The 22,333-nt window shown below is 30.2% G+C and carries 18 protein-coding genes and 1 pseudogene; 7 read left to right on the top strand and 12 right to left on the bottom strand.

All coding sequences use genetic code 11. The features are described 5' to 3' along the window. Positions 1-97 precede the first annotated feature (97 nt). From AWN65_RS13180 to AWN65_RS13160, 5 genes are all read left to right on the top strand, one after another. Complete coding sequence (locus AWN65_RS13180) at positions 98-877, top strand: SDR family NAD(P)-dependent oxidoreductase (RefSeq protein WP_060383571.1); 780 nt, start codon at positions 98-100, stop codon at positions 875-877. Between the two features lies 1 nt (position 878). Then, positions 879-1,475 (top strand): TetR/AcrR family transcriptional regulator, encoded by a 597-nt coding sequence (locus AWN65_RS13175; protein ID WP_060383570.1) that lies wholly within the window; start codon positions 879-881, stop codon positions 1,473-1,475. Continuing rightward, the gene (locus AWN65_RS13170; protein ID WP_060383569.1) at positions 1,476-2,798 is read left to right on the top strand and encodes a TolC family protein; all 1,323 of its coding nucleotides are present in this window, start codon (positions 1,476-1,478) and stop codon (positions 2,796-2,798) included. A gap of 18 nt (positions 2,799-2,816) precedes the next feature. Beyond that, positions 2,817-3,956: an efflux RND transporter periplasmic adaptor subunit gene (locus AWN65_RS13165; RefSeq protein WP_060383568.1), complete on the top strand. Its 1,140-nt coding sequence runs from the start codon at positions 2,817-2,819 to the stop codon at positions 3,954-3,956. 92 nt (positions 3,957-4,048) lie between these two features. Next, positions 4,049-7,510 (top strand): efflux RND transporter permease subunit, encoded by a 3,462-nt coding sequence (locus AWN65_RS13160; RefSeq protein ID WP_060383567.1) that lies wholly within the window; start codon positions 4,049-4,051, stop codon positions 7,508-7,510. Positions 7,511-7,839: 329 nt separating this feature from the next. Here AWN65_RS13160 and AWN65_RS15470 read toward each other — a convergent pair. From AWN65_RS15470 to AWN65_RS13105, 12 genes and pseudogenes are all read right to left on the bottom strand, one after another. Then, positions 7,840-7,948 (bottom strand): annotated as a pseudogene (locus tag AWN65_RS15470) (IS982 family transposase); the annotation flags it as partial. 516 nt (positions 7,949-8,464) lie between these two features. After that, complete coding sequence (locus tag AWN65_RS13155; protein WP_060383566.1) at positions 8,465-9,109, bottom strand: HD domain-containing protein; 645 nt, start codon at positions 9,107-9,109, stop codon at positions 8,465-8,467. A gap of 176 nt (positions 9,110-9,285) precedes the next feature. Continuing rightward, positions 9,286-10,287 (bottom strand): acyl-ACP desaturase, encoded by a 1,002-nt coding sequence (locus tag AWN65_RS13150; RefSeq protein ID WP_060383565.1) that lies wholly within the window; start codon positions 10,285-10,287, stop codon positions 9,286-9,288. Between the two features lie 13 nt (positions 10,288-10,300). Beyond that, positions 10,301-11,032, bottom strand: a complete 732-nt coding sequence (locus AWN65_RS13145) for a lysophospholipid acyltransferase family protein (protein WP_060383564.1) — start codon at positions 11,030-11,032, stop codon at positions 10,301-10,303. A gap of 89 nt (positions 11,033-11,121) precedes the next feature. Then, positions 11,122-11,532, bottom strand: a complete 411-nt coding sequence (locus tag AWN65_RS13140; RefSeq protein WP_014165977.1) for a BrxA/BrxB family bacilliredoxin — start codon at positions 11,530-11,532, stop codon at positions 11,122-11,124. Positions 11,533-11,617: 85 nt separating this feature from the next. Next, positions 11,618-12,832, bottom strand: a complete 1,215-nt coding sequence (locus tag AWN65_RS13135; RefSeq protein WP_060383563.1) for a murein hydrolase activator EnvC family protein — start codon at positions 12,830-12,832, stop codon at positions 11,618-11,620. Positions 12,833-12,848: 16 nt separating this feature from the next. After that, entirely contained in the window at positions 12,849-13,634 is a 786-nt protein-coding gene (locus AWN65_RS13130; RefSeq protein ID WP_060383562.1) for a DUF4292 domain-containing protein, read from the bottom strand. Then, the gene (locus AWN65_RS13125) at positions 13,631-14,977 is read right to left on the bottom strand and encodes a tetratricopeptide repeat protein (protein WP_060383561.1); all 1,347 of its coding nucleotides are present in this window, start codon (positions 14,975-14,977) and stop codon (positions 13,631-13,633) included. The genes AWN65_RS13130 and AWN65_RS13125 overlap by 4 nt, the downstream gene beginning before the upstream one ends. A 170-nt stretch (positions 14,978-15,147) precedes the next feature. Next, positions 15,148-16,158: a sugar phosphate nucleotidyltransferase gene (locus tag AWN65_RS13120; RefSeq protein WP_060383560.1), complete on the bottom strand. Its 1,011-nt coding sequence runs from the start codon at positions 16,156-16,158 to the stop codon at positions 15,148-15,150. Between the two features lie 113 nt (positions 16,159-16,271). Beyond that, positions 16,272-16,706 carry a dUTP diphosphatase gene (gene dut, locus AWN65_RS13115; RefSeq protein WP_060383559.1) on the bottom strand — a complete coding sequence of 145 codons (435 nt, stop codon included), beginning with the start codon at positions 16,704-16,706 and terminating at the stop codon, positions 16,272-16,274. Positions 16,707-16,872: 166 nt separating this feature from the next. Continuing rightward, positions 16,873-18,321 (bottom strand): lipopolysaccharide biosynthesis protein, encoded by a 1,449-nt coding sequence (locus AWN65_RS13110; protein WP_060383558.1) that lies wholly within the window; start codon positions 18,319-18,321, stop codon positions 16,873-16,875. Positions 18,322-18,353: 32 nt separating this feature from the next. Beyond that, a complete protein-coding gene (locus AWN65_RS13105; protein ID WP_060383557.1) occupies positions 18,354-18,833 on the bottom strand; it encodes a hypothetical protein in 480 nt (159 codons plus the stop codon). 273 nt (positions 18,834-19,106) lie between these two features. On the opposite strand from AWN65_RS13105, the gene serS reads away from it, so the two are divergent. Both serS and AWN65_RS13095 read left to right on the top strand, forming a co-directional pair. Beyond that, positions 19,107-20,378, top strand: coding sequence for a serine--tRNA ligase (gene serS, locus AWN65_RS13100; RefSeq protein ID WP_060383556.1), 1,272 nt, complete (start codon positions 19,107-19,109; stop codon positions 20,376-20,378). Between the two features lie 76 nt (positions 20,379-20,454). After that, complete coding sequence (locus tag AWN65_RS13095) at positions 20,455-22,296, top strand: tetratricopeptide repeat protein (RefSeq protein WP_081078450.1); 1,842 nt, start codon at positions 20,455-20,457, stop codon at positions 22,294-22,296. Positions 22,297-22,333: the final 37 nt, after the last annotated feature.

Genomic DNA, 22,333 nt, shown 5'->3' with positions numbered 1-22,333 from the left:
TTTTAAAGTTTCCTCTATATATTTGCTTAACTTTTAAAAACACATTTTAATACTAATGTATAATGGTGGTTTTTAGTTTATTTGAAAATAAATGTAGATGAAAAAAACGGTTTTAATTACAGGAGCTTCAAGTGGTATAGGATTAGAATTAGCTAAAATTCATGCCGAACAAGGAGATGATTTAGTACTTGTAGCTAGAAATGGACAGCGACTAGATGATTTAAAAATAGAGTTAAAGGCTAAAAATAATATTAGGATTTATACTATTTCTGAAGATTTGTCAAAAAGAGGAGCTGCCTTAAATGTTTATAATGAAGTTAAAAAGTATGGTTTAACAATAGATTACTTGATTAATAACGCGGGTTTTGGTGACTTTGGCTTATTTATAAAATCTAATTGGGATAAGACCGATCAGATGATTCAATTAAACATAACGGCTTTGACTCAGTTTACGTATATATTTTTAAAAGATATGATACAACGTAAGAGTGGAAAGATTATGAATGTAGCTTCTACAGCGGCTTTTCAACCAGGTCCTTTAATGGCTGTATATTATGCAACTAAATCATACGTTTTACATTTTACAGAAGCTATAGCAAATGAAGTAGAAGGAACAGGTGTAACAATAACAGCTTTATGTCCTGGTGCAACAGAAAGTGGGTTTCAATCAATGGCAGATATGGAAAGTAGTAAATTAGTAAAAAACAAAAAATTGCCTACATCACGAGAAGTAGCTTACTATGGATACCAAGCCATGCTAAGAGGAGATGTTGTAGCAATTCATGGAATTAAAAACACGCTGTTAGCTAATACAGTTCGATTTGCTCCTAGAAAATGGGTTACAAAAATTACTCGATTTATTCAAGAAACCGCATAATATGAAAGATAAAATTATTGCTAAGGCTACAGATATGTTTTTAAAACTCGGTTTTAAAAGTGTTACCATGGATGATATTGCTGCCGAAATGTGTATTTCTAAAAAAACAATATATAAAGTATTTAGTAATAAAGAATCTTTAATAAGAGAGTCAACTTTTGTTATTCATGAAAAAATACATTTAGTTATAGATGAAATTGTGGCTAAGAATTATAATGCAATAGAGGAAAATTTTGAAATTCGTCGGCTTTTTAAAGAAATGTTTCAATCTTATGATAATTCACCCGCTTATCAACTAAAAAAACATTATCCTGATATTTATAATCAGTTAATGGCGAGTGAAATGGAAGATTGTAATGAAATGTTTGAAAAAAATATTGAAAAAGGAATAACAGAAGGACTCTATAGAAAAGAAGTATACATACCTGCTTATATACAATTTTATTACACACTTATATTTAATATTAATGAAAATACACAACTAGAAAGCGAAACATTAAAATTAGAATTAGAAGCGTTAGAATATCATACTAGAGCGTTAGCTACACCTAAAGGCATAAAAGAATTAGAAAAACAATTACTGAAATATAACAATTAAATGAAAAACTTGCATAGACTTTTATTAGCATTATTTCTTGTGGGGCAGACTTATGCTCAAGAGAAGATGAACTATTCGTTTAGTTTAGATCAAGCTGTAGATTACGCAACAAAAAATAATTACACTGCTATTAATTCAAGCAGAGATATAGAAATAGCTCAAAAAAAGAAATGGGAAACAACGACTATCGGATTACCTCAGATAAGTGCAAATGTAGGGTATCAAAATAATTTTAAGATAGCTACTAGCGTAATTAGTTTTAATGGAGTACCTGCCGCATTACAATTTGGTCAGTATAATGCCATGGATGCAAAGCTTACATTAAGTCAATTGATTTTTGATGGCTCTTATTTAGTAGGTTTAGAATCAGCTAAAACATACCTAAAAATTTCTCAAGATGCAAAAGTAAAAACAGCGCAAGAAATTCGAGAAATAACTACTAAAGCCTATGGAGATGTTTTATTAGCGCAAGAAAGTATCATGATCGTAGAACGAAATAAAGTGATATTAGAAAAAACACTAAATGATACAAAACAAATATATAAAAATGGTTTTGTTGAAGAAGAATCAGTAGAGCGTTTACAGATTACATTATCCGAAATTAATAGTTCGTTGGATTACGCAAAGCGTATGGAAGTAATAGCAACCAATATGCTCAAACTTTTAATGGGAATAGAAATTAATCAAACCATTCAACTGACAGATAAATTAGATACACTTGCATCACAAAACATTGATTTAGCTATTTTATCAGAAACTTTTGATACTAATAATTCGGTTGATTATAAAATCAGTAACAACTTAGTAGAAGTAAACCGATTATTGTTAAAATTAGAAAAAAGTAAAGCATTACCTTCCTTGGGAGCTCAAGTGAATTTTGGAGCCAATACATTTGATAATAGTTTTACTATGTTTAATGCTAATCAAAAATGGTATGATTATTCTACCCTTTCAATTGGTTTAAACATTCCACTATTTAGCTCATTGGGTAGACAAGCTAAAACACATCAAGCTAAAATAGCATTTGAACAAGCCAAAACAAAATTAGCAGAAACAGAACAAAAATTAAAACTTCAATATCAAAAAGCAAAAAGTGATTTTGAATATAGTGTAGCACAATATGGTAATGCTAAGAATACCTTACGTTTGTCGGAAAGAATTGAAAACAAACAAAGTGTTAAATTTAAAGAAGGTTTATCTACCAGTTTTGAATTTACAGAAGCGCAACGTCAGTTATATACATCACAACAAGCATACTTACAATCTATGGTAGAAGTCATTACCAAAAGAGCAACTTTAGAAAAACTATTATTAAAGAACTAAAATTATATACGATCACAAATGAAAAAAATATTTATCCTAACCATTCATACATTATTGCTAGTTTCTTGCGGAAGTAAAGAAAATTCTATGACAGTTGATGCCTTAATAGAAAGCAAAAATTTAACCGAAATAAAAAATAAAAGAGCAAGTCTTCAAGCTGATTTAGCAAGATTAGATGAAGTTCTTGCAACTTTAGAAAAGAAAACAGATGAAGCATTGGTACAAACTATTACTGTAAAAGACACAATATTTAATCATTATGTTGAAATTCAAGGAAATGTAGATACACAACAAAATGTATTGATCCAACCTGAAATGCCAGGAACTTTAGTAAATCTAGATGTAAAGGCAGGTCAGTCTGTTGGCAAAGGACAAATTTTAGGAAGAATAGATGATGCTGGTATGAGTCAACAATTGGCAAGTATTCAAACACAATATGAATTAGCCAAAACCACTTATGAGCGTCAAAAACGTTTATGGGATCAAAAAATTGGTTCTGAAATACAGTACCTACAAGCGCAAACCCAAATGATAAGTCTGTCTAAATCTATTAATCAAATAAAGGCACAAATTGCAAAAACCATTATTCGTGCTCCTTTTAGTGGTGTAATAGATGAAGTATTTGTAGAAAGAGGACAAGTAGTATCTGCTACTCCACAGGGTTTAATGCGCATCGTAAATTTAAGCCAAATGTATGTTAGAACAGAAGTCCCAGAAATGTATTTACCAAGAGTAAAAAGAGGAACTTCTGTAATCGTAAATATAGCTTCAATAAATAAAAACAGCATAGGAAAAGTGCGTCAAGTAGCCAAAACTATAAATCCTGCCAATAGAAGTTTTACAGTAAAAATAGATGTATCCAATCCAGATGAACTATTAAGACCTAATCAAGTAGCGAAATTAAAAATCATGGATTACTCAAATCCATCTGTTATATCAATTCCAACAAACATAATTCAAAAAGATGGAAAAGGAAACAACTATGTATATAAAGTTGTTGTAGGACAAAAAGAAGATAAAGTGGCCGAAAAAGTAATTGTTAAAATAGGTCAAACAGCCAATAATTATACAGAAATTCTTTCAGGTTTAAAACAAAAAGATGTAATCGTTTCAGAAGGAGCAAATATGATCTCAGAAGGAATGAAATTAACTTTTTAATTTTTAAAATGGATTATAATAAAATTTAATATTAACTAATTTTCCTATTGACCCCTAATAGGAATTCCCCTTTCTGGGGGTAGGGGGCTGATATGTCACATAAGCAAAAAGAATTTAGTATATCTAGCTGGGCAGTCGATAACCGAGTAACTGTTTATATATTTACCTTAATAATTGTAATGACAGGTATATATGCCTATATAACGATGCCTCGTGAAGATTTCCCAGAAGTAATAGAAAATAAAATTTATATATCTTCTATATTCCCAGGGAATTCTGCAAAAGATGTTGAAAAATTGGTAATAAAACCCTTAGAAGATGAAATAAAAAATATTAGTGGTGTTAACAAAGTAACTTCTGATTCCTATCAAGATTACGGTATTATTGTAGTTGAATTTGATGATAATATTACAACTGATCAAGGAAAAGCCTTAATCAAAGATAAAGTAGACGTATCTAAAACCAACGTAAGTTGGCCTGTATTAGATAATGGAGGAAAGGTAGAGCCTAGCGTATTTAGTTTAAATATATCAGAAGAAATTCCCATCTTAAATGTTAATCTTCGAGGAAATTATACAACCCAACAATTAAAAAAATATGGAAAGTATCTAGAAGAAGAAATTAAACGAATTCCAGAAATAAAAAAAGTAGATATACTAGGTGTTGATACTAAAGAAGTAGAAATTGCCATAGATGTTTATAAAATGAATGCAGCTCAAGTAAGCTTTGATGATATTGCAAATGCTGTTCGATACGAAAATATGTCTCTTTCAGGAGGAAATTTAGTTTCACAAGGAATCCGTAACAATATTAGAATTACAGGAGAAATAACAAACCCTTCCGAGTTAGAAAATATTATCGTAAAAACATTAGGAGGATCGGTTTATCTAAAAGATATAGCTACTATTACCTTTAAAGAAAAAGAAAAAACCACTTTTGCCCGAGAAAGAAGAGAAGAAGTTGTAATGCTTAATGTAAAAAAACGTTCTGGACAAAATATGATTTCTGCTATAGAAAAAGTAAAAGAAGTCATTAATAAAGCAAAAGAAACCGTTTTACCTAAAGATCTGGAAATTAGTTTAACAAATGACCAGTCCTCTAAAGTAGAACATAAAGTAGAAGAATTATCTAATCATATTATTTTCGGGATAATACTGGTTATGGTTGTTTTAATGTTTACAATGGGTTTACGTAACTCATTATTTGTAGGAGCAGCCATTCCTTTGTCAATATTTATAGCTTTTACGATCCTTCAAGGAGTAGGAGTTACCATGAATACGATGGTTTTATTCGGTCTAGTAATGGGATTAGGGATGTTAGTTGACGATGGTATTGTTGTTGTTGATAACGTATTTGCTAATATGCAAAAAGGAATGCCAAGAGTACAAGCTTCTAAAATTGGAATAGGAGAAATTGCTTGGCCTGTAATTTCATCAACAGCAACTACATTAATGGCGTTTTTACCTTTTGCATTATGGCCTGGAACTATGGGGAAATTTATGATGTATTTTCCATTAACCTTATCAGTAACACTAGGGGCCTCGTTATTTGTAGCTATGGTTACTAATGCCGCCATGACAGGAGGATCTATGGATATTGTAGATAGAAATATCACCTCAAAATCATTAAAAAACAACACTAAATTATTCCTCATTCTAGGGGTTGTTTTTATAGCTATAGGATATGTTTTTGATATTAAAATAGCCAGAGCAATAGGACATATTGCTTTAATTGCAATTGGATTAATGTGGTTGTATTATAAAAAACTATATCAATGGACCCAAGATTTTCAACATCATTTTTTTCCACGTATGGAAGAGAAATACAAAGAAATGTTGGCAAAAATTTTGACAGGAAAAAAAGCATGGAGAGCATTTGGAATAATTGTAATAATGCTATTCTTCTCCTTTTTATTAGTAGGTATTTTTCCAAGAAAAGTTTTATTCTTTCCAAATAATATTCCCAACCAAGTAATAGCTTATATAGAATATCCGCAAGGAACATCTATAGATAAGACCAATAGAGCTACAGACTATGTTGAAAAACAAATACTATCTGTCTTAAATAAGTATGTAGATCCTACTACGAAAGAAAATTTTCTAGCTAATTCTGTTATAGCCCAAGTTGGAGTAGGAGCCACAAACCCTCAAATAGACTTAGGAGTACAGTCAGAAACGCCACATAAAGGGAAAGTTACAATTAATTTTTCTGAATTTAAGTTCCGAAGAGGTGTAAATACTTCAGATGTAATGGAAGAAATTAGATTGAAAATTAGAACCATTCCTGGCGCATCTGTAACCGTAGAAAAAGATGCAGCAGGACCACCTGCGGGATATCCTATTAGTATTGAGTTAACAGGAACTGATTATGACCTAATGCTGAAAGAAGCAGATAAGATGATTGAATTTTTAAATGCAAAAAACATACCTGGAGTTGAAAAATTAAAAGTAGATATAAACAAAGAAAGTCCTGAATTATCTGTAAAAATTGATAGAGTAAATGCAGGAAGTTTAGGTGCTTCTACGGGAATGACTGGTTTTACACTTCGTCGTGCGGTATATGGTCAAGAAATTTCAACATATAAAGAAGGAGACGATAAATATGATATCGTAATGCGTTTACAAAATGAACAACGTAAAAATGAAAGTACACTATTTAATCAACCCTTAACGTATCGAAATCCTAATACTGGACAGATAATGCAAGTGCCCATTGCTGCTATATCTAATGTTGAAAAAACAAAAACGTACAATCAAATAAAACGTAAAAATTATAGACGAATTATGACGGTGTACTCTAATATTTTAACAGGTTATAACGGAAACGAAATAACAAAAATCATAGCTAATGAGTTAAAAAACTATAAGCTACCAAGTGATATTACGTATGGTTTTTCGGGAGTACAGGAAGAACAAGGTAAGAACCAAAACTTTTTATTCTTTGCCTTATTTTTAGCCTTAGCAGGTATTACAACTATTATTGTTTTACAGTTTAATTCTATTTCTAAGACTTTAGTCATCATGTTTACCGTATTATTAAGTTTTAGCGGTGTTTTTTATGGCTATGTAATCGCTCAAATGGATTTTGTTGTACTCATGACAATGATGGGAATTATTTCATTAGCAGGAATTGTGGTGAAAAACGGAATCGTTTTAATGGACTTTTTTGTTTTATTAATGGATAAAAAAGTAGAAGATAACGGATTAGAAAGCCACGATGATCTGACATTAGAACAAATTAAGGAAGTTATTATAGAATCTGGAAAATCTCGTTTACGCCCAGTATTATTAACTGCGTTGACCGCAGTATTAGGGTTAATTCCGTTAGCAATTGGGTTAAATTTTGATTTTTTTGGATTGATTACAGATCTTAATCCGCATTTATACATGGGTGGAGATAATGTAGTTTTCTGGGGACCTCTTGCTTGGACTATTATTTTTGGGTTAACCTACGCCACTGTTTTAACATTAGTTATGGTACCTGTTATGTTTTATTTAGTAAAACGTATTAAATACAAATTGAGAGAGAAAAAATTAAGAAGTAAATTAGAATAATTAATCCAAATATAAAAATATACAGAACTGTTTAAAAGTTAGAGTGATATTGTGGGATATTTTTTATGGAGATAAATGACATAACAATTTATAAATGTTTTATTTCTTTAACGAATACAAATATTACAGAATTTTTAAACAGTTTTTTTATAAAACAATTTCATCTTTTATCTAAAAGGTATACTATACTCTAACATGGAAAAAGATAAAGTTAATTTATCATAGGAGAAATAGAGATACTAATTAAGGGTAATATCCCAAGTCGGGAAGTCTACCGCCAAAACTTGGTGTCGTTAGTAGTTCTGGAATCTAGCTATATAACCTAATCATTTTTCTTCTTTGAGAATTTTACAATTTACAATTCTCCATATTATTACATACAGCTACTGGAAAAGAATCAATAACGTAATACATCTCACAACAAAAGCCTTTAAAATAATATTTTTTTAACCTTAAGACTGTTCAAAAAGTTCGCAATCTTTCATTTTGACCAAAGGGAGAAATTACATAATCTTGATTATGAGACTCCTCCTTACGTTGGAGTTATAAACCACATGTTGATTTAGATACTATCCTACAAAAGCAATAAAAAGTTGATTTTATCCCAAATTACGCATTAGAGAATTTAAAAAAACTTTATTGATTCCCTAATATTTTAATTTTTTAAAAACTAGAATTGATAAAAATTAAAACATTTTATTTCAATGAGTTATAAAAAATAGTTTTTTTAATGCGTGATCTGGGTTTATCTAATATTTGCTTGAAAAAACATTCTGCCTCAAGGCGTAATCTCCCTTTATTAGTAAAGGATGACTCAAGCTTCATAAGCTAAATTCCTACTTTTTTCTAATGCGTAATTTGGGTAAAACCTCTTTGCGTTTCAATGAAAAAAACGAAATAATAAGATTTTTCTTAGAGGTTAATAGAAAGATAATTTTAAGGACCTCGTGCTCATTATTTCATTCCTTCCCACTCATTATAAAACTGTTCTAAAAATTGCTCCATAAACAGGTGGCGTTGCAAGGCAATTTGTTTTCCAGTTGACGTGTTCATTTTTTCTTTTAAACGCAATAATTTCTCATAAAAATGATTAATGGTAGGCGATGTGGTATTTTTATATTCTTCCTTACTCATTGTTAAATTAGGTGTAATAGAAGGATCATAGAGTTTTCTATTTTTAAATCCACCATAATTAAAGGCTCTAGCAATTCCTATAGCACCAATGGCATCTAAGCGATCCGCATCTTGGACAATAGCGAGTTCTTTAGAGTAAAAATTAGATGTGAAATTACCTCCTTTAAACGAAATATTTTCTATAATTTTCACTACATGATCAATAATGTTTTGATCAACATTTTGTGATGTAAGAAAATCAGATGCTGTTTTAGGACCAATAGTTTCATCACCATTATAAAATTTACTATCGGCTATATCATGCAATAAAGCTGCTAGGTAAACTACCGTTTCGTTACATTCTTCTTCTTTAGCTATTTGTTGGGCATTTTTATATACTCGTTCTATATGAAACCAATCATGTCCGCCTTCAGCCTCTTCTAATTGCTTTTTTACAAATTCAATTGTTTTTTGTATAATTTCCATAGGTTATATCTTTAAAAAGGGCTGTCTTAAAATAAGTTTAATTGTCACGTTTTTTTAGAAATATAGGAAGTAAATTAGATATATTAATTACCTTTTTTCCTTATATTTTAGTATGAAATAAACTTTTGTTTTTATTTTTGAGACAGCCACTTTGAATTTATCTTGATTTCTATTTTTTACACTATTAAAGCAGGTTGTACCCATTTAAATATTTTTTCCTCAGTAGGAGTAACTATTCTTTCTGCTAATCGAGTCATTCTTGCAGGTAGTTTCATTAGATAATCACGCGCTTTTTCTGCCTCATCTGTAAGATGAGTGATTTTGTCTATTTCCCACTTTTGAATTAATTTTTCCATAATATCAATATAATCTGTAGCAGTATAAACACCTATTCGTTGAGCAGATTCAGAAAATTTTTCAAATGCAGTTCCTATAGCTTCTCCCGATTCTCGAATAAGGTTGGCAGGCATTGTAATTTTTTGTTTCATCATATATTGAAAAGCTAACATCATTTGACTAGGATCTATTTGAAAAATTCGGTTAACAAATTCACTATAAGCCAAGTGGTGGCGCATTTCATCGCCTGCAATTAAATTACATAGTTTAGCTAATTTTTTATCGCCAAATTGTTTGGCTAATTTAGATACTCTCATGTGTGAAATATAAGTAGCTAATTCCTGAAAACTTGTAAACACAAAATTTTTATAAGGATCACGATCAGTACCAGGATCAAATCCATCGTTTATTAGATGTTGAGTGGTTATTTCTACTTCGCGCATATTTACACGTCCTGATAGATATAAATATTTATTAAGTAAATCACCATGACGATTTTCTTCGCCAGTCCATTGACGAATCCATTTAGCCCAGCTGTTATCGCCTATAGATCCTTTTTGTTGAATACCTTCAATATCTAACAACCATGATTCATAGGTTGGTAAGGCTTCTTCTGTAATTGTGTCGCCTACTAGAACTACCCAAAAATCATAAGGTAAATCTTTTGCTATTTCTCTAAGCTCTGTGACTTCTTCTATGAAGTTTTCTGCTTCAGAGTTTGGTAATAAATCACTTGGTTGCCAGATTTTTTCCACAGGAAGTAGGTAATTTTCTACAAAAGAATCCAAACTCTTTTCTAGATACTGCATGACTTCCAAGCGAATATTATTTAATTTTTCCATAAGATTAGTATAATTATTTTATATGTTCTTTGATTATAGTTTCAGTTTTTTTGAATATTTCATCAAAACTATAATCAGATATTTTTAGAGGAGGGTGAATTATATGTTCAATATTACTGCCTAATCCTAAAGGGAATTGACCATAACGTGTCATTTTCCATGAGTTATTTATTGTTACGGGCAAAAAATAGGCATCGGGCGCAAATTTATAAAGCATTTTTAAGCCATTTATAGAAAAAGGTTTGGGTACTCCCGTTTTGCTTCTTGTACCTTCTGGAAATATGACTACAGAATAATTATTTTGATTAATATATTCAGCTACTCGTTTTATTTCTGGTAAGGCCTGTTTTGGATCTTTCCGATCGATTAAAGCGGAACCTCCATGACGTAAATTAAAGGAAACACTTGGTATTTTTTTTCCTAATTCTTTTTTGCTAATGAATTTAGGATGGCATTTGCGTAAAAACCAGATAAAAGGAGGGATATCATATAGGCTTTGATGGTTAGCTACAATAATCAGGGGTTTGTTTTTGGGGATATTTTCAAGGCCTTTTATTTTATAGGTAGTTCCTAATACATGAGTGGTTCTAACTAAAAAAGCATTTAAAATTGCTACACTGATTCGGTGGGTATTATATCCGAAAAAATAGAAACAGAACCATTGTATAGGATGAAAGATAAGTAAGCAAAGAAAAAACAGTATTCCAAATAGAATAGATAACGGATAAGAAATAAGTTTTAACATGTTTTTAGTTTTATTAGGTCAAAAATAACAAATGTCATCTAGAAAAAAAGATCTAGATGACATTTATTAAAAACAAGGTCTTATAGCTTTTAGCAAAATTCGCTATAAGCGTCCTTTAAATTTTCAGCAATAATTTCTGCTGGACGTCCTTCTATATGATGACGTTCTAACATGTGTACTAACTCGCCATCTTTAAATAATGCCATAGCTGGTGAAGAAGGAGGGAAAGGAAACATTTGTTCACGAGCAGCATCTACAGCTTCTTTATCAACACCTGCAAAAACAGTAATTAATTGGTTCGGTTTTTTTTCACCTGACAAACTCATTATAGCACCTGGACGAGCATTACGAGCCGCACAACCACAAACTGAATTTACTACAACAAGGGTAGTACCGGTAGCTGTAATTGCATTTTTTACATCGTCTGCTGTATATAAATTTTGAAAACCTTTGCTAGTTAATTCTTCGCGCATTGGCTTTACCATTTCTTCTGGATACATATTCTTTATATGTTAAAGTTATTCTTTTGTAAAGTTACAAACTTTTCTATTGTAACCTTTTTATTTAATATGATTTTAATAGTTCTTATAATCCTTTAATCCAAGATTGAGGATTTAGTTTTGTTGTATTTTGATAAATATAAAATTTTAAGACCGCTTTATTTGTAAAACTATTGAAATGAATGCTTCCTAAAGTTTGTTTGGTGCTTACTTTTTGTCCTTTACTGACATTTACTCCACTAAGATTAGAATAAGAAGTGATATAGTCACCGTGTCTGATAACTACAGTTGCAGTTCCGTTAGCAGCCATTTGTACGTCACTTACTTCGCCTCCAAAAACGGCACGAGCTTGAGCACCTCTTTCGGAAGAAATTTCAATTCCGCTACTTTCAATCATGATAGAAGGTTCTAAGGGGTGGGGCTGACGACCAAAGCGTTTAGTTAAAGCTCCTTTTTCTACAGGCCATGGTAATCGACCACGATTTGATCGAAAATCATTAGCTAATTCTTTAGCTTCAGGTGTTAATACAAAAGTGGTTGTATTAGTTGTATTTCCTGCTTTTTTGTTAGCTGCGGCAATTGCTTCACGAATTAAGCGATCTATCTGACGTTCAATGGCGCGAGATTCTTTTTGCTTTTTATGAATTTCGGCAATGATTTTCTTTTTATCTTTTTTAATGCTATTTAATAGGCGTTCTTGTTCTAGACGTTCTTGTTCTAGATCTTTTTTTTCTTTTTCGCTTATAGCAATTAATTTTTCTTTTTGTTTTTTTTGCGTACCTAATTTAGTGTTATAGTTTTCTAGGTCTTTTGTTTTACTTTTTATTTCTTCGCCCTGCATTTTTCGGAAGCTAGAATATTGTTTCATATATTCTCCTCTTTTATAGGCTTGTAAAAAATTATCAGCAGATAAAATGAACATCGCTCTACTTTGTTCTGAACGACTTTTATATGATTTTTCAATCATTTCAGCATAATCTTCTTTTAGGATTTGTAAATCCTTTTTTAATTGATTTACTTTTAATTGGTTGATATACATACTGTTTCCTAATACTTTTTTTTGTTTTTCTGTAGTACGAATCAGTTTAAGTTGTAAGTCTATTTTTTCCTTTTGTTGGGCTACAATTTTAGTTACATCTTTTTCTTTTCTTTTTTGCTCACCCAATAGGCGTTCTTTTTGACGGATTTCTTCTTGAATTCTAGCTTTTTGTTCTTCTAATTTGCGTTGTCTATCTTCTTCTTGAGACCAGACCATGATGGTGTTAAGAATAAAAACAAAAGATAAGATATGTTTTAACATAATTTATTAATTCTTTTTAATTAATTTTTATGGCTTTATAACCTTCGGGTACACTATACGGAAATGTCAGTTCTTCATTGTACGTAACAGATTCATTTTGTATTGTAATTTCTGTGGTTCTATTACCTTGAGTTGCAAAAATAACAAGTTCCATTGGTAAAATAGCTTCTGAGGCTGAATTATAATTAGTATAATTAACCGTCATTTTTTGATCTCGATCAATTTGTTTTATTTCTTGACTGTTTAACCAAAAAGAGTTGGGATCAAAGGAGTAAGATTTTATAAGATTATGGGGTGTTGTTTCCAATAATTTTATACTGTTTTCTTCTTTTATCATGGTATATTTGCCTAAAGAAAGGTCGTCGATAGTTTTTCCTAAAAGTAGGTTTTGAACTTTTTGAAAATTTAATTCAGTGCCTAACCAGTTACTTAATATTTTATAATCCCCATCAAAAAACTTTCCTCCAATTTTTTGATAATATTTTACAGAGGAGGGTGTTAATAGTACTTTGGCTACGGGATAACCTAATATCTTAGCGGTTACAAGGATCATTTGATCTTTTTTGATACGAATGTCTGCTAGTATACTAGAGGATTGGTTTTCATCTTTATACTGTATATCCGATTTTATATACGCTGTTTTAAAATCTCTTTTTATGGCTTCGTGATTTGTTATAACATTTTTTGCCGTTTCTGCAATAATTGGTGTCTTATTTTCTTGATGTATAACAAGATTTTGTTTGGTTTTACATGAAACGGACACGAGTGCTACGCTTATTATACTTATAATCTTTTTGATCATTTTGTTGTATTTTTAATAATCAATGCTTTCTTTTGGTATTCTTCTGCTTTTTTGGTATTGCCCAAAGCAGTTGAAACGTTGCTTATTAAATCTAGAAAATTAATTTCTAATGTAGGGTTTTCAATTATATAATCGAAACCAACTTCTAAAATTTCGTTAGCTTTTTTATAATTTTTTAGTTCAAAATTTGCTTTTCCTGCAAAGTAATAAAATTCAGGTTGATTAGGGAATAGATCTAAATAATCTGTAGTAAGTTTTAACATTATTTGATAATCTTTTTTTTCTTCATAGCAAATAAGAGTGCATAAGGCTGTTTCTAGATCGTTTTTTTGAAAAATAATAGATTTTTGAAAATTTTTAATAGCTAAATCCCATTGCTTTTTTTTAAAGTAGAATTTTCCAACTTCTTTATTTACATTAAATTCTGGATCTCCTTCAAAATAGGACATAGCTTTTGATAGTTGATTTTCAAAAACAGGATTTTTAGATACAAAAATTAAAAATTCATTAAACATTTTAATTTTAATTTTTTTATCCATTTTTCTGCTTTTCAAAACGGTTTCAAGTGTGCTAAAAGCTTCTGTTCCTTTTGTGTCAGTAATATGATATTTAAAGAGGAACACAGCAGCCCATTCTGAAGTAGGTATGTTTTGTTTTAGTTTTTCAATTACTTCTCTGGCTTTTTCTTCCTGATTGGTTTCAGAATATTTAGTAATTAGAGAAAGATAATTTTCTTCATTTAAGGGATTAGTTTCAATTGCTTTTTCTAAATCAGATTTACTTCCAGCGTTGATATTCGTTTGCCTATTGATTTCTGCTCTGTATTGATTTCTTCTTTCTGTTTTACCTTCGGATTCGTCTAATTCGTTGATTAGTATTAGAGCTTTATCAAACTGACGAGTGTACATAAACAGTGCCAATAAATCTTCTTTGTATTTTTTGTCTAAAACAATGATTTTTTGAAGAACTGAAATTCCTTGATTATAATTCTTGGTGGTATAGTAGACATCATATAAATCAATCCAGTTCCATTTGTTTTTTGAGTCTAATTCTGTCGCTTTTATATAGGCTTCTTCAGCCGAAATATAATCTTTTTTAAAATAATAATTCTTGCCTAATTCATGATAAACAACTGCGTTATTAGGTTGGAGTTGTAAGCATTTTTCCAATTCAATAAGTGCTTTGTCATAATTTTCAATTCCTTTTTGTTTTAAAGATTCATAGTAGGCTTCTTGAAAACTATCATTATCTGATACGATGTTTTCAGGATCTGTTTGGGCTAAAAAAGGATGTGTACTGGTTATGAATATAAAACAGACCAGTTTGTATATTGTTTTATTCATATTTTTAAATTTTACGTACAGTGATTAACATATAGTGTTGTTCTTTTAATCATTCTAGATTATTTGTTACAAAAAAGGGGGTGTTAATGTTGTTATAACAGTAAAATATCCAGTTTAAAAAGGTCTGTCCGAAAATTTTAAAAAAACATTCGGACAGTTTTATTCTTTATTTATTCTAATGTAGAATAATCTCCTATACTTATACTTTTGAAGTTTCCGTCAAAAGTAGCGTGATTACCAATCATAGCATTGTCCAAATCAGCATTACGTAAATGTGTATGCGTTTGAACCAAACTGTTTTTAATGGTAACATTTGTTAAATGTGTAGACTTTCCTAGAGATACATTAGGCCCTACAGTTGAGTTTATTAAAACTACGTCTTCTCCTATAAAACAAGGAGGAATGATTGTAGAATTTTCAATACGAGCAGAATCAGCTACCATATTTTCACCTTCTGCATGTAAAAAATTCAGCATTCTACTATTTGTTTCAACTGTTACATTTTTATTTCCACAATCCATCCACTCATCTACTTTTCCAGGAACAAATTTCATTCCTTTGTCCATCATTTGTTTGATTCCATCATTTATTTGGTATTCACCACCGTGAATGATGTTGTTGTCTAAAACAGCTTGTAATTCATTTTTTAAGATTGCTATATCTTTAAAATAATAAATACCAATAACAGCTAAATCAGAAACAAAAGTAGAAGGCTTTTCTACTAGTTCAATAATTTCATTTGATTCATTTAGATTAATTACGCCAAAGGCTTCAGGATTTTCTACTTGCTTTACCCAAATTACACTATCAGCAGCCGTATCTAATGTAAAATCAGCTTTAAAAAGGGTATCAGCATACGCAATAACGGTGGGACCTGAAAGGGATTCTTTGGCACACATGATAGCGTGTCCTGTACCTAATGCTTCATTTTGATAGTAAATTGTTCCTTTAGCTCCTAAATTTTGTGCTATAGCCACTAATTCTTCTTCTACTTTTTGACCAAAACTTTCATGAATGATAAAAGCAATTTCTTCAATATCTTGATTAATTACTTTAGCAATATCCTCTACTAAACGGTGTACGATAGGTTTGCCAGCAATAGGAATTAATGGTTTAGGAATAGTTAGTGTATGCGGGCGAAGACGTGAGCCACGACCAGCCATAGGTACAATGATTTTCATAAGATTAGTCCCTTGTTCTTGTAAATAAGAACTTGCTACAGGGAAAGTAGTTTTTAAAATTTATTTATTTAATACTCAATTTTTAAAGTTTTATTATTTTGAATTTAATGAAATTATTTTAGTCCCGTACTTCCAAAACCTCCTTTGCCTCTATTTGTATCAGAAAGAATTTCTACAGGTTGCCAAAATATGCGTTCGTGTTTAGCAATGACTAATTGTGCGATACGTTCACCGTCTTCAATTTCAAAGAAATCATTTGACAAATTAACTAAAATGATACCTATCTCACCCCGATAATCAGCATCTATGGTACCTGGAGAGTTTAAAACAGTAATTCCTTTTTTTAGGGCTAAACCACTTCTGGGTCTTATTTGTGCTTCATAGCCTTGTGGTAATTCTATGAATAATCCTGTTTTAACTAATACTCTTCCCAGAGGAGGGATTGTAATAGATTCTTCTAAATTAGCTCTTAAATCCATACCTGCTGATAAATCAGTTTCATAATGAGGTAGCGTATGTTTTGATTTATTTACAATTTTTATTTCCATGTTGTGAATATACGATTTTAACAATTATGAGATTTCCAAAAAGGTCTTAATCTTTTTATTTAGAGTAAAGTAAGAAATTACATAACACTAATAATGTGATTTATTCTGTCGTTGAAATGATAGACTAGATGTTGAGTTTTGACTTTTCAGATCTCCTCTATTTTAACTATTTCCTTTTTATTATTTTCAAAAAAATATTTTTTTCATTTTGATAAATATAATAACCAAATGCTATTAGGGCAAATATTCCAAAAATATAATTATTGCGTAGAATGGGAACATAAAAAGATAAAATAGATAATGTAATAGACATTCCTATATAGCTTACGATTTTAGTTGTTTCATAAGGAATAGGATATTTTTTTTGACCTAAATAATAGGATATAAACATCATACTTCCGTAAGCTATAATAGTTGCAAGGGCAGAACCATAATAACTCATGACCGGAATTAGCCAATAATTAAAAATTAATGTCAGGATAGCACCTATAAGAGATATTATAGTGCCTATATATGTTTTGTCAGTTAGTTTATACCATACAGATAGATTTGTGTAAATTCCTAAAAAGAAATTAGCTAATACAATCAAGGGAACTACTTTTATTGCTTCCCAGTATGTTTCATTAGGAACTAACGGTTGTTTGAGAAGATCAATAAAAACAATTACAAAAAGCAAAATGAAAGAACCCGAAATGACAAAATATTTTGTTATAGTGGCGTAAGTTTGAGGAGCGTTTTCATTTTTAGCATGATTAAAAAAGAAAGGTTCTATACCCAAGGAGTAAGCCGTGCGAAATAAAACCATAAACATACCTAATTTATAACAAGCAGAATATGCCCCAATATCCGCTTTGGAAACATGTAATTTTTCTAATAAAATTTTATCAAAGTGCTCATTAATAGCAAAGCCAATTCCTGAAAAAAGTATAGGTAAGCCATATTGAATCATTTTAATCCATAGCTTTTTATCAAAAACACCTTCCCTTTTAATATAATGTTTAGACAGCATTACTAAAGTAAATAAACTAGCTAGAACATTTGAAATAAAAATATATCCGACTTGAAAATGATCAAAATAAAGTGTACTAATAGGGTTTTCTTTTGAAATAAGAGGAAGTATTAGTAAGAAAAAAATATTTAAGCCAAAGTTAATAACAACATTCAAAATTTTAATCACGGCATACTGCATTGATTTTTTTTCGGCACGTAATTTTGAAAAGGGAATAACAACCAAAGCATCTAAGACCAATATCCAAATGGTATAAGTAATATATTCCTTTTTAATATTAATAAAGTGAGCTATACTTTCTCTAAAAATTAATGAAAAAGCCAAAAAGGCAATAGAAGACCAAAAAAGAGATGCCAATGAGGTTTTGAAAACATTTTTTTTGTTTTCTTCCTGACTATAAAACCTAAAAAAAGCAGTTTCCATTCCATAAGATAGAACCACGTTAAAAAAGATTAGATAAGCAAAAATAATAGATACATCAGCAAATTCAGCTTTTGGTAATTTTTTTACATACAGAGGATTCAATAAAAAACTAATCATACGAGGTAAGACCGTAGCTAAACCATAGATTAGTGTCTGCTTAAATAAACTTTTATAAATACCCAAAATAATTATGTTATTTTAAACCTACAAAAGTATTAATTTTTATCATTTTCATTTGTTCTTATAGAAGGATAAACTAACATTTCTTTTTCTTTTACTTTCTTGATTTTTAAAAAAGATTTTTTTCCTTTGTAAAAATACTCCAAAACAGCTTGTCTAAATGTAATATTCAAAGGCGCTTTTTCTGTATTAGAAATAATATTTTGTTCATCTTGATGATTTTCTTCATTTGCCAGCCAATTAATATTATCCTTAAAACTAAAGAAATATTCTTTTGAAGTTACTTTATTAGGATTGGCTACTTTATTTTTAAAATAAATTTTACTCAACACTATATCTTTTGGTAATTCTTCTTCAAAAAGAATATGCAAATCCGTACCCGAACCACCTCCTTTTATACCAGCTATCCAAGACTGATAGTAACACTCTTGAATAACAAAAAGTTGTTTATTTGTTTTTTGTGGATATCCTGTAAAATAAACTAATAGTAATATAAAAGTATAGAATGATTTCATAAACCTAAAATAAATATTTGATTGTTGATTGTTTTTTTAAAAATAAAAAGCTACATTAGTTTCGATGGTCAAAAAATATGCCAAGTAATTTAAATAAAACAAGATGAGAGGCTTAGTTTTGTAAAATTAAGAAATTATTAGGTTAATTTTTAGATTTTTTTAATAACTATTATATGGATTTAAAAACTAAACGATTTGTATTGAAAAATAAATGATTTAGATAGGGATAGGTGTAATAGAATTTTTAAATTTGCGATTGTTAAAAATTATAATATGTTACAAATAGCAGTTATTAGAGAAAACCAAGAAATGGTAATCAATGCTTTGGCAAAAAAAAATATAGATGCCACAGCCATGATAGAAAATGTGGTAGCTCTTGACGAAAAGCGTCGTGCTACTCAAGTAGAGTTAGATAATGTATTGGCGGAATCTAATAAACTGTCCAAAGAGATTGGAGCTATGATGAAAGCAGGCGAAAAAGCCAAGGCAGAAATCATTAAGGAGAAAACAACTCAATTACGAGATCAAAGTAAAGAACTGACAGAAGTATTAAATGTTATTATAGAGGATTTAACGCAACAATTGTATCAGTTACCTAATATTCCTGCTCAAATTGTTCCAGAAGGAAAAACAGCAGATGATAATTTAAATATTTTTCAAGAAGGCGAAATTCCAGCTTTATATGAAGGAGCGCTTCCTCATTGGGAATTAGCTAAGAAATATGATATTATTGATTTTGAATTAGGGACTAAAATTACAGGTGCTGGTTTTCCCGTTTACAAAGGAAAAGGAGCCAAATTACAACGTGCTTTAATTAATTACTTTATTGACAAAAATACAGAAGCAGGATATAATGAAGTACAAGTACCTCATTTAATTAATGAAGCATCGGGTTATGGAACAGGACAATTACCTGATAAAGAAGGACAAATGTACCACGTAGGAATTGACGATTTATATTTAATTCCAACCGCAGAAGTTCCCGTAACGAATTTATACCGTGATGTCATCCTACAAGAAACAGAAATGCCCGTAATGCTAACAGGTTATACTCCTTGTTTCCGCCGCGAAGCAGGTTCGTATGGAGCACATGTGCGAGGATTAAACCGTTTACACCAATTTGATAAAGTAGAGATTGTTCGTATTGAACACCCAGATAATTCTTATCAAGCTTTAGACGGAATGGTAGAACACGTAAAAGGAATTTTAAATGAGTTGAAATTACCATACCGTATTTTGCGCTTATGTGGAGGTGATATGAGTTTTGCTTCAGCATTAACCTATGATTTTGAAGTATTTTCAACAGCACAAGAACGCTGGTTAGAAATATCTTCTGTATCTAACTTTGAAACCTTCCAGTCAAACCGTTTGAAATTACGCTTTAAAGGAAAAGATGGTAAAACACAATTAGCCCATACTCTAAACGGTAGCTCATTAGCCTTACCTCGTGTATTAGCCGGAATTTTAGAAAATTATCAAACACCAGAAGGAATTGTAATTCCCGAAGTATTAAGAAAATATACAGGTTTTGATATTATAGACTAAACTATATAAGAAATATTTATAATGTACTAAAGTAGCAAAATTATTGTAACTTTAGTACATTGTTTTTTTAGATGAAATGAAGAAGATAATTCAAATATTATTATTTTGGCCTTTATTAGTCGTGGGTCAAATATATACGGTAAGCCCTCCTTCTGGAGGAAATCCGCAAGTAACAATGCCTCAAAATAATAATCCTAACGAATATTTAGCTCAAAATTATTTTGATCGAGGTGAGTTTGATAAAGCTATAGTCATCTATGAAGAACTATTGAAAAGACAACCACATAATTATCCTTTTTTTCAAAAAGTAGTCACATGTTATCAACAATTAAAACAATTTGAAAAAGCAGATGTGTTGATACAAGAAAAACTTAAAAAAACGAAATATCCTAATTTATATGTAGAATTAGGGTATAATTATCAACTGCAAAAACAACAGGATTTAGCAGATAAAAATTATAAGATAGCAATTAATAAAATAAATGAAAATCTTAATAATGTGTATAGTGTTGCACGAGAATTTGAGCAAAAAATACTACTCGCGCAAGCCATAGAAGCTTATACATTGGCGCAAAAAATAAATCCAGAAGCTAATTTTGATTATCAGATAGCTTTGTTACAAGGACAATTGGGCAATATTGACTTTATGATTGAATCATTAGTAGATTATGCTCATAAATTCCCTAATAATCTAGTATTAGTCCAAAATCAACTTAATCGTTTTCTAACAGAGGATCATAGCAAAACCTTCGCAAACACATTACGAAAATCATTATTGTTAAGAACACAAAAAAATCAAGATCTATTTTGGAATGAATTTATAAGTTGGTTTTTTATTAATCAAAAAGAATATAATAAAGCTTTTATACAAGAAAAAGCCATTTATCGCCGTAATCCCGAAAATTTCAACAACCTGTTTAACTTAGCACGATTAGCTTCACAAGAAAAAGAAACTGATACGGAACGTGAAATTTTAAATTTTGTATTAGAATATGCTACCCACCCAGATGTGCAATTACAAGTTAATTATAGTTTATTAAAAATAGATATTGATCGCGCTAAAAAAGAAGAATATCCATTCATATTAGAAAGGCTTAATAAACTTTTGTCTGACTATGGAACGGGATCCAATACGATTAAAATTCAAATTTTAAAAGCACATTTTGAAGCCTTTTATTTAAAAGAATTTGAAAATGCTAAAACTTTATTGTTTAAAGCACTACAATTACCTTTGAGTCAATATGGCTTAGCAGATGTTAAATTAGAGTTAGCTGACATATTACTTCTAGATCAAAAATTTAATCAAGCCATTATTTATTACGCACAAGTAGAAGCGGAATTAGAAAATCATGAAATAGCGCATGATGCAAACCTAAAAATGGCAAAAGCAAGTTATTACAAAGGTGATTTTCAATGGGCTAAAAAGCAATTTGAAGTACTAAAATCATCTACTTCTCAACTTATTGCAAATGATGCCATGAAGTTGTTTTTGCTTATATCCGATAATACAGTAGAAGACTCAACACAAGTAGCCTTAAAGAAATTTTCAAGAGCCGATTATTTAGCATATCAGAACAAACAAATAGAAGCGTTAGAAGCATTTAAGAAACTTTTGATAGAACATAAAGGACAAAGTATTGAAGATGACGTTTTACTAAAAATGGGAGAATTGTATGAAAGTAAACAAGAATATTCAGAAGCACTAAATAGCTATCAACAGATTATTGACAATCATTCAGAGGAAATTTACATAGATGAAGCCTTGTTTTTTAGTGCCGAAATTCTTAGAAAACACCTTCAAAAACCAGATAAAGCAAAAGAACTCTATGAAAAAATTATTCTAAATCATCCCGATAGTATTTATTTTGTAGAGTCACAACACAATTACCGAAAGTTAAGGGGAGACGGTAATTTGTAGAAGATAGGCTTTAAAGACTTTTGGCTATCTTTGCATA

Origin of the sequence: Flavobacterium covae, from assembly GCF_001534645.1 — a bacterium.
Classification (GTDB): Bacteria; Bacteroidota; Bacteroidia; order Flavobacteriales; family Flavobacteriaceae; genus Flavobacterium; species Flavobacterium covae.
The sequence above is the reverse complement of the archived record's forward strand: the minus strand, read 5'-3'. Positions and strand labels throughout refer to the sequence as shown.